7 protein-coding genes, 1 tRNA gene and 1 pseudogene are annotated in these 7274 nt (G+C 68.3%); 7 read left to right on the forward strand and 2 right to left on the reverse strand.

All coding sequences use genetic code 11. The features are described from left to right. Nucleotides 1-203: pseudogene (locus GJ632_RS17250) on the reverse strand (anthranilate phosphoribosyltransferase); the annotation flags it as partial. Between the two features lie 235 nt (nucleotides 204-438). Here GJ632_RS17250 and GJ632_RS17255 point away from each other — a divergent pair. The 6 genes from GJ632_RS17255 (at nucleotide 439) to GJ632_RS17280 (ending at nucleotide 5666) form a co-directional block, all read left to right on the forward strand. Continuing rightward, nucleotides 439-513, forward strand: a tRNA-Val gene (locus tag GJ632_RS17255). Between the two features lie 301 nt (nucleotides 514-814). Continuing rightward, nucleotides 815-1483, forward strand: a complete 669-nt coding sequence (locus GJ632_RS17260; protein ID WP_197428063.1) for a DUF998 domain-containing protein — start codon at nucleotides 815-817, stop codon at nucleotides 1481-1483. Between the two features lie 144 nt (nucleotides 1484-1627). Continuing rightward, nucleotides 1628-2632 (forward strand): ABC transporter ATP-binding protein, encoded by a 1005-nt coding sequence (locus GJ632_RS17265; protein WP_191453597.1) that lies wholly within the window; start codon nucleotides 1628-1630, stop codon nucleotides 2630-2632. 2 nt (nucleotides 2633-2634) lie between these two features. Then, the gene (locus GJ632_RS17270) at nucleotides 2635-3420 is read left to right on the forward strand and encodes an ABC transporter permease subunit (RefSeq protein WP_343161236.1); all 786 of its coding nucleotides are present in this window, start codon (nucleotides 2635-2637) and stop codon (nucleotides 3418-3420) included. A 67-nt stretch (nucleotides 3421-3487) separates the two neighbouring features. Then, nucleotides 3488-5125: a COG1361 S-layer family protein gene (locus GJ632_RS17275; RefSeq protein WP_191453598.1), complete on the forward strand. Its 1638-nt coding sequence runs from the start codon at nucleotides 3488-3490 to the stop codon at nucleotides 5123-5125. 136 nt (nucleotides 5126-5261) lie between these two features. Continuing rightward, a complete protein-coding gene (locus tag GJ632_RS17280; RefSeq protein WP_191453599.1) occupies nucleotides 5262-5666 on the forward strand; it encodes a DUF2267 domain-containing protein in 405 nt (134 codons plus the stop codon). A gap of 93 nt (nucleotides 5667-5759) precedes the next feature. Here GJ632_RS17280 and GJ632_RS17285 read toward each other — a convergent pair whose 3' ends face one another. Continuing rightward, nucleotides 5760-6014 (reverse strand): hypothetical protein, encoded by a 255-nt coding sequence (locus GJ632_RS17285; protein WP_191453600.1) that lies wholly within the window; start codon nucleotides 6012-6014, stop codon nucleotides 5760-5762. A 242-nt stretch (nucleotides 6015-6256) separates the two neighbouring features. Between GJ632_RS17285 and GJ632_RS17290 the strand changes: the two genes are divergently transcribed. Beyond that, nucleotides 6257-7274: BGTF surface domain-containing protein (locus GJ632_RS17290; protein ID WP_191453601.1), on the forward strand; the 1018-nt coding region annotated here is incomplete at its 3' end.

A 7274-nucleotide genomic window follows, 5' to 3' on the forward strand; every position in this document is an offset into this window, starting at 1 on the left:
ATGGTGCGGGCGGCGTCGCGCATCCCCTGTGCGAAGCCGGCGATTTCGGTCTCCGTCTCGCCCTTCGACCGGAGGGCCGTCAGGAGCGCGCCGATCTGCGCCTCCGTCGCGCCGTCGAAGACGAGGCGCGCCGCCTCGCGCGCTTGCTCTTGCGTCAGATCTGTGCCCTCGGTCGTGCGTTCGATGTAGGTTTGGAGCGTCATCGTAGAGACACCGATGTACGTCTTCGGTATACAATGCACAAATCAGTTCACCAGCTTAAGCCTGTCGGGGTGACGCGAGCGCCGCCGCCGGACGCTCGGAGTCGGTCGGCGGTCGGTGCCTGCGTAACCGTTCCGTCGGCCGAATCGAACGACGCCGACTCGATTCGCAACCCTTAATTGTATCCCCGGAAAACGAGGTAATGCGCTCAGACGGGCGCCACGGACGCAGTAACCAGGGTTGGTGGTCTAGTCTGGTTATGACACCTCCTTGACATGGAGGAGGCCGGCAGTTCAAATCTGCCCCAACCCACTTCTCTTCGACGCTACCGACGAGCGAAGCGAGGAGCGTACGTCGAAGTGTGTGGTAGCCATCGATTTGAACCAGCGAGCATCGCGAAGCGATGCGAGTGAGGTTCACAATCTGCCCTAACTCACTTCCTCACCGCTTCTCACTCGCGTCACGAGTCGCCACGACGTCTGCGGTTCTCGCCGAAATCCGCCGTTCGATTCGGACGTTCGTGCGGTCACGCCGTTGGTGGACGGAGTCCGCAGGACCGTCGCTACCCTCGTTCGACAGCTGTTTTACATAAGCGGGCGTGGTTCACTCGTGTATGAGTGACTCACGTCAGCGTGGAATTTTGGGTCGGCTCGGGTATCCGGATTCGTCGATAGCGGGCTTCAGCATGGTTCTGTCCGGATTCATCGCCCTCATGGGAATCATCACGGCAGAAGTCCTCTATCCGAACTATTCGACGAGACAGGACATCAGTGACCTCGGGTCGACGCGGCCACCGAATCCGGTCATCCACGAACCCTCCGCGACGATATTCAACGGCACGATGCTGGTGACGGGGGCACTCGTGCTCGTTGCGGCCCTCTTCGTCTATCGCGCCACGAATCGCCGTGGCTTCCCGGTCGTACTCGCTATCTTTGGTTTCGGCGCATTCGGCGTCGGCGTGTTCCCCGGCAACGTGACTCCCTGGCACGGGCTCTTCGCGCTTCTCACCTTCTTCAGCGGCGGTCTCGCAGTCGTCCTCTCGTCACGGGTCGTCTCCAGGCCGTTCTCCGTTTTCTGTGGTCTCTTCGGGGGTATCTCGCTCCTCTTTCTCGTGAGTGTGTTTTTCTACGGACTCGTCATCGGTGGCCCTCATCCGCTGGAGTCCCTCGGGGGTGGGGGAATCGAGCGCTGGGTGGTCTATCCGCTCGTGCTGTGGACACTCGCCTTCGGTGGCTATCTGTTGGGGACCGCTGACGACGACCTGAGTCGCCCCCCGCGCTGATCGGGACGCGATTCGTATTCACCGCGGCGGCTGAAGCCCGTCGCCCAGTGAGGGGTTCCACAGGACCGGTCGTCCCCAAAACGTGACAACGCGAACCAAGATTCTATCTCCCCCGGCGCTGTACCTCGACTGGCGTGATGCCGAATGGCAGCGATACAGACCGATGAGCTGACCAAGTATTACGGCGAGACCCGGGGTATCGAGGACGTCTCCTTCGCCGTCGAGGAGGGAGAGGTGTTCGGCTTCCTCGGCCCCAACGGGTCCGGTAAGACGACGCTCATCAGGACGCTGCTGGGCTTCCAGTCGCCGACGGGCGGCGGAGCGACGATGCTCGGCCGGGACGTGACGGACGAACGCGAGATGATCGAGGCGCGGCGCGAAATCGGCTACCTCCCCGCGGAACCGGTGTTCGACGAGAACGCGACCGGGCGGCGACTGTTGGAGTACTACGGCGCGTTGCGCGGCGACGAACGCAGCGACGAACTCCTCGACATGTTCGACCCGCCGTTACAGCGGAAGATCGGCGGCTACTCCCGCGGGAACAAGCAGATGCTGGGTATCGTGCTGGCGTTCATGCACGACCCGAACCTGATACTCATGGACGAACCGACGAGCGGGCTCGACCCGCTCAAACAGGAGCGGTTCGTCGAGTTCGTCGGCCGCGAACACGACCGCGGGAAGACGGTGTTCCTCTCCTCGCACATCCTCGGCGAGGTGCAGAAGATGTGCGAACGGGTCGGCATCATCCGCGCCGGCCGCCTCGTGGAGTTGGAGAACGTCGAGACGCTCCTCGGCCGGTCGGGGAAGTTCGTCAGGGTTCGCGTCGCCGACGAGATACGCGTCGACGACTTCGCGTTCCCGGGCGTCCACGACCTGACGGTGGGGTCCGGCGGGACGACGGACGCGGGCGACAGACGGGGCGGGGAGACGGTGACGTTCACGTTCACCGGCGAGTACAACGTCCTCCTCGACCACCTGACCGGCTACGACGTCCTCGACGTCGAGATAGAGGAGGCACCGCTGGAAGAGGTGTTCATGCGGTTCTACGGGGAGGCGCCGCCCGACGAGGCGAGGGGCGAACCGACCGGCGATTCGGGCGACGGACCGACCGACGAATCGGTGGACGAACAGGTCGAGGGGGGCGGGTAGCCGTGCTCGAAATCGCCCGGTACGAGACGGAGCGACGCATCCCGGGGACGGCAGCCATCGCCGTCGGACTGTCGATATACGCCGGCCTGTTCCTCGCCATCGGCCCCTCCATCATCGACGAGGTGGACCTCGAAGCGTACGCGGAGGCGCTCCCGCCGGCGTTCCAGTCGGCGTTCGGCGTCGACGCCATCGGCACGCTCGAAGGCCTGTTCGCCACCGAGTTGTACCAGTTCGGCTGGATTCTGCTCCTCGGGCTCTACTTCGCCTACAGCGCGGGGGACCTCATCGCGGGCGACGTGGAACGCGAGCGACTCGACCTGCTCCTCTCCAGCCCCGTCTCCCGCGTCTCGGTCCTCCTGGGAAAGTTCGCCTCGCTGTTGACACCCATCGTCGTCGTCAACGTCGTCGTCGGCGTCGTCGTCTACTTCGGGGCGGCGTTCGTCGGCGACCCCCTGTCGCTGGCCGACGTGGCGATGGTCCACCTCCTCTCGATTCCGTACCTCCTCGCCTGTGCGGGTCTGGGGCTGCTCATCTCCGTCAGCGTCAGCAGGGGCAGTCTGGCCCAACGCGGCGCGATGGGCGTCGTCTTCGGCCTGTTCATGCTCGAATCGTTCGTCGCCGGGACGGACTACGAGTGGCTGGGGACGCTCAGCCCGACCCGGTACTACGACCCGACGGCGATTCTGGTCGACGGCACGTACGACCTGCTGGGCGCGGCCATCCTCCTCGAAGTGGCCGCCCTGCTGGTCATCGCCAGCGCACTGCAGTTCCAACGGAGAGACATATGAGACCGACGAGAGCCGACGGACGGAGCGGAGTAGCGCGCGGGCGGGTGCGGGCCGACGACCCCGTGAGATGGAGCGACGGCGCGGCGCGGACGCCGTCGCGGGCCGTCGGGGAGGCGCGCCGATGAGGGCGCGGACGGCTCTCGCCGGCGTCCTCGTCGTCTGCCTCCTCGTCCCGACGGGCGTCGCGGCCATCGAGGGCGAGCCACACCTGTCGGCGACGATGCCCGAGAACCGCGTCTCGCCCGGCGAGTCGGTCGAACTCCGACTGCAGATTACGAACGTCGCGTCGCTGGAGGAGAGCAGCGGTGCCCCGGGGGTCGAACAGCGACTGACGACCGCTCGCGGGGTGCGAGCCAGACTCGACTCGGGCAACGCCCCCGTCACCGTCGAGACGACGCGCGCGTCGCTCGGGTCCATCCCCGACGGCGGCGTCGCGGAGATGCAGGTGCGGGTGACCGTCGACGAGGACGCCGAACCCGGGACGTACCGTCTCCCGGTTCGACTCCGCTACGACTACACCCGGGAGATAGACGACTACACGGGCGAGCACGATGACGTCGAGGCGTTCCGGACGGCGCGCGTGCGACTCGTCGTCGAACCCGAGGCGCGGTTCCGACTCGTCGAGTCGGCGACCGACACCCCGGTCGGCGAGAGGGGGAACGTCACGCTCACCCTGCGCAACGTCGGGAGTGCGACGGCGCGGGACGCGCGGGTCTCGGTCCAGTCCCGGTCGGCGGAGTTCCGCGTCGGCACGAACGGCAGCGTCTCCCGGTTCGTCGGCGCGTGGCGACCGGGCGAGGAGGCCACCGTCGACGTGCCGGCGACGGCGCTTTCGACCGCCGGCCGCCGGAACTACACCGTCGTCGGACGGGTCAGCTACTCCGACGACGACGACCGGCCCCGGCGGTCCGAACCGCTCGTCACCGGCGTCGTCCCGGCGCCCGAACAGCGCTTCGTCGTCCGCGAATCGTCCGCGACGCTGTTCGTCGGCGAACGGGGGACGGTCCGGGGCACCGTCGTCAACAGGGGGCCGGAGACGGCTCGGGACGCCGTCGTGTACATCGAGACGGGCAGCGACGGCGTCGTCGCACTCCAGTCGTCGTACCCCGTCGGGACGCTCGAAGCGGGCGAGTCGGCGGCCGTCGCGTTCCCCGTGCGGGTGACCGACCGGGGAGAACCCGGCCCACACCAGTTCGACCTGAGCGTCCGGTATCGGGGGCGCGAGGACGCGACGCGCCAGAGCGACGCGCTGTTCGTGCGCTCGACCGTCGAACCGGAGCGCGACCGGTTCGCGCTGGAACCGCAGAACGCGACGTTCGGACCGGACACCACGAACCGCCTCGTCGTCCGCGTCACCAACGCGGGCGACGCGCCGCGCACGGACGTGGCCGTCTCCCTCGAACCGCGGCCGCCGTTCACGAGCGTCGCGCCGACGGCCTACGTGGGCGAGTTGGACCCCGGCGAGTCCGAACGCGTCGCGTTCGAGTTGAGCGTGGACGAAGACGCCGTCGAGAGCACGCACCCGGTGACGGTGAACGTCACCTCCGAGTCGGCCGACGGCGACGTGGACAGCGAGTCGCACCGCGTCCCGGTCGCCGTCTCGCTCGAGGAGCAGTCGGTCGACACGGGCGCCCTCGCCGCGGTCGGCGTGCTCGCACTCCTCATCGTCGCCAGTCTCGGCTACTGGTGGTACCGGCGACGGTAGCGACGGGTGCGGGCGAGGGCAGCGACGGCGACTGGCGGCGGGTGCGACTTCTCGCGCGACCGGTCCGGCGGCCACAACAGCGAAACGGGGTCCGCCCGGTCACCCGAACGAGCGTCCTCCGACGCTCGGTTTCGACATGAACGAACACCAGTTCGTCAGCCACGTTCGCGAACGTGCCGGACTCGAATCGACCGACGAAGCCCGCGCCACCGTCCAGGCGACGCTCCGCGTCTTCGGTTCTCGGCTCACGGAACCGGTGGTCGATGACCTCGCCGCGCAGGTGCCCGAGTCGTTCGGTTCGGACCTGACGGGGGAGAGCGGGACGGAACCCGAGTCGTTCGACGCCGAGGCGTTCGTCGACCGGGTCCGCGACCGAGAGGCGACCGACGGACGTATCGACGAGTCGGACGCGGCGTCGCACGCGAAGGCCGTCGCCAGCACCCTCGCCGACAGCGTCGGCGACGGCGAACTCGGGGGCATCCGCGCGCAACTCCCCGGAAGCTACGAGCGACTGTTCAACCCCGACACCGCGGGGTCGTAGCGAGGCAGAAGGATGGCCGCATCTCGGTGGCGGGCGTCGGTGCCACCGTCACCGCCGGCCCGCCGGACGCCGGTGACCGACCGGTGAGTTCGGCTACCGACCGTCGCCGCCGGCGAGCAGACGCCGGAGGCGCGGACCGAACTGGTCGGTGGCGAGCAGGTAGGAGAACCCGAACGCAACCGCACCCATCACGGCCGCCCACGCGCCGAGTTCGACCTGACCGCTCTCGAACATCGAGAGCGCGAATCGCTCGACGTAGACGCCGAAGCCCGAGAGGGCGACGGTGCCGACGCCGAAGACGAGGAGTTCGACGATTTCGGGGACGAGCGCGAGTAGTCCGCTTGTCATACCGGTGAACCGCCGCGGTCCTTTGAGTCCCTTTCGGTCCGAGCAGTATCCGCTCGCGACGGGCGGTGCCAGCGCGTCCCGAACGGGCGCTATCGCACCGGCGGACCGGACTCGCTCGGATACGTTACCGTTCAACGTGCGCTTTGAGCTATCGGTCGTACTAACTTCTCGACCGTTCACGTTGCACGTACGATGCCCTCCAGCATCACAGACAGACGGCACGGAATCGACGGAGGACCGCGATGAGCCTCCGCGTCGCACTCCTCGTCTGTGTCCTCGGCGCGGCCCTCGCGCCTGCCGGCGCGGCGGCCGTCGAGGACACCGCGACGTTCGTCCACGAGGGCGACGCGCTGACGGTGCACCCGCGGGCCGGACAGGCGGTGACGGGCGAGACGACGCTCCCGGCGGGGTCCGTCCTGAGCGTCAGGATGCGCTCGACGGGCGACACGCAACCGCAGTTCCTCCGAACCGCCGAGACGACGGTCACGGAGTACGGGACGTTCGAGGTTCGCTTCGACATGAGCGACGGGCCGACGAACGGGACGTTCGCCCTCTCGGCGTATCACGACGGCGAGCGACTCGGGCAGGCGGAGGGGCGAATCGTCCCCTGCGACGGCGACTGCACCGACGCGACGGCGACGGAGCGCGACTCCTTCGAGGGCGAGACGACGCTGTCGCCGGACCGCGTCGGCGTCGTCGCCGTCAGCGAGGTGACCCGGACGCGGACGGCGCGCATCCCCGTCACCTTCGGCGACGCCGAGAACGTCACCGTCGTCGTCGGCGAGGAGTCGGTCAACTACCAGTACGCCGCGACCCTGCGCGACCGAGACGGAGACGGCCGCGCAATCCTCCTGTTCCACACCGAACACGCCGGCACGGACCGGACGACGGCGAGCGTCCTCGACGCCGACCAGCGCACGGCGGTCGACCCGATACGGGAGTCGGAACTCCCCGCCCTCGTCGACCCCGGAAACTACCCGATAGCGGTCTATCCGGGGACGAACACCACCGGCGACCCCGCCGACGTCGGGTCGCTGGTCGTCCACGAAGCGCCGACGGTCGAACCGTCGCCGACCGAGACGGTGACGGACGCGCCGACGGCGACGGCCGGAACAGCGACGGCCGCGACGGCGACGGACGCGCCGGAGACGGAGCGACCGCGGACCGGGACCGTCACGACCGGTTCGGACGACGGACTGCTCGGCGGCGACGCCGCGGGACTGGTCGCCGTCGGATTCGGCGTCACGCTGGGCGTCGTCG

It is taken from the genome of Halogeometricum sp. CBA1124 (assembly GCF_009741955.1).
Classification (GTDB): Archaea; Halobacteriota; Halobacteria; order Halobacteriales; family Haloferacaceae; genus Halogeometricum; species Halogeometricum rufum.

Bases quoted from the DNA above. Each gene is read 5' to 3' on its own strand.
- GJ632_RS17265 (WP_191453597.1), top strand. From the start codon at position 1,628: ATGGCAGCGATACAGACCGATGAGCTGACCAAGTATTACGGCGAGACC.
- GJ632_RS17285 (WP_191453600.1), bottom strand. From the start codon at position 6,014: ATGACAAGCGGACTACTCGCGCTCGTCCCCGAAATCGTCGAACTCCTC.
- GJ632_RS17280 (WP_191453599.1), top strand. From the start codon at position 5,262: ATGAACGAACACCAGTTCGTCAGCCACGTTCGCGAACGTGCCGGACTC.
- GJ632_RS17260 (WP_197428063.1), top strand. From the start codon at position 815: ATGAGTGACTCACGTCAGCGTGGAATTTTGGGTCGGCTCGGGTATCCG.
- GJ632_RS17275 (WP_191453598.1), top strand. From the start codon at position 3,488: ATGGAGCGACGGCGCGGCGCGGACGCCGTCGCGGGCCGTCGGGGAGGC.